The sequence below is a fragment of the Streptococcus sp. HF-1907 genome, assembly GCF_015594605.1.
Lineage (GTDB): Bacteria > Bacillota > Bacilli > Lactobacillales > Streptococcaceae > Streptococcus.
The window spans coordinates 1-1,535 of sequence record NZ_JADNQT010000035.1 but is presented as its reverse complement, the minus strand read 5'-3'; the positions used below and the strand labels follow the sequence as shown (position 1 = coordinate 1,535).

Sequence of the window (1,535 nt, the reverse complement as noted above, 5' to 3'; positions counted from 1 at the left end):
GGTAACTTCGCAAAGTAAGTTCCACTATATTTAGAAGTGGAACTTAGTCTACGAAGAAATGATAAAACTAGTGGAAATCTGTCTCAGACTAAATTCCGCTAGTTTTTAAAAAGCCTAATTTACCGTTTTTTGATGGCTCTTTTTTCAGAAAAAAGAGTACACGAAAATGCCCCAATCTGAAAGCGTTTCAGATTAAGTTCTGCTGTGGTGGAAGTTAGTGTGAGACTTTTCGTGTATGAATTTTATGTGATTTTAGAGTTTATCTTTGAGTAATTTAGGCGATTGTAAAACGTCTTGAGCTTGTATTCTTTGGATGCCTAGAAGGTTAGCTACTTCTTCGTTATAGGTAAAAGTAAACATCTCATAGGCTGTCTTACCATTGAGAGAAGCTCTCTTGACGCTGTTAACGTGTGAGCAGACAAGATTGATATCTTCTTGTGTCAAATTGTCAAAGCTTGTTTTCTTGGGCAATATATCTCGAATGAGAGTATGGTTCTTCTCAATCCGTCCCTTCTGGTCAGAGCGATTAGGATCACAGAAGAAGAGCTGAGACTGTCCCTCATGGTCAATCTCAATGTCGTCCACTCTGGCAAACTCTCCGCCATTATCTGTCAAGATGACAGGAAAGTTTTCTGAGAACTTCCAACCAGCTTTGTGCAGGTCTAACTTGATTGTTTGGATATGTTTAGCGACTTCAGTTGCCGACTTACCATCAAGTAACCTAGCGAAGATAAAATTACAAAAAGAAACGTTGAAGGTTAGGAGAAGTTTTCCACCAACTCTGCCCACAACAGTATCCATTTCAAGCCAAGAAGAGAGGTTATTTTCTTCTAGGTAGCTTAGAAAATCTTCGTAACGTCTCCCTTCTTTGTCAGCTTTGAAAATAGGAGGAAGTTTTGATTTCTTGCGCTTTCTGAACTTAACTGCTCGAGGAAGGTCAATGGATGAAACGGAGAGATAGCCTTTGTTTAGGTACCGATAGACAGTTGATTTATGAACGCCGACATCCTGTGAAGCCATGATGTGGTAGATACGTTGTCCTTTATTGATACCGTCAGAGATAATCTTATCCATCTCCCAGAAGGCTTCTTTGTCTAAAGGGGTCCCTTCTCTAGCTTCAGATAAGAGATTTTCATAGTCTCTCTGAGCTCTCTTGGCGTAGTAGAAGGATTTCTCAAAGCCACACTTCATCCTCTTTTTGGGGCAGCCGTTACAAATGTAGGGGGCTTTTTTGAGCAGAGGGCATTCAGGATAACCTTCTGTCCCATTCTTAATAAGCTTGTTTCTTTTAACCTCTTTAGCGACTGTTGTTGGATCTTTTTGAATTTCAAGTGCAATTTCTTTAAACGTCTTTCTATTTTCCAATCCAACTTGAATGTCAGTTCTGTCTGAAAGTGTCATGTGTTTATATTTTTGAGTTGTCATATTGACCTCTTTCTAAACGAAAAGTCTCAGACTTACTTCCACCATAAAAACACGTTTCAGACTAACTTCCAGTTTGACTAGAGGACTGGAACTTACTTTGCGAAGTTACC

At 39.3% G+C, this 1,535-nt stretch carries 1 protein-coding gene; it reads right to left on the bottom strand.

What is annotated here, in order from left to right; translation table 11 throughout:
- Positions 1 to 252: 252 nt before the first annotated feature.
- The gene (locus IYQ92_RS10035) at positions 253 to 1,425 is read right to left on the bottom strand and encodes an IS30 family transposase (RefSeq protein WP_195676489.1); all 1,173 of its coding nucleotides are present in this window, start codon (positions 1,423 to 1,425) and stop codon (positions 253 to 255) included.
- Positions 1,426 to 1,535: the final 110 nt, after the last annotated feature.

Bases quoted from the DNA above. Each gene is read 5' to 3' on its own strand.
- IYQ92_RS10035 (WP_195676489.1), bottom strand. From the start codon at position 1,425: ATGACAACTCAAAAATATAAACACATGACACTTTCAGACAGAACTGAC.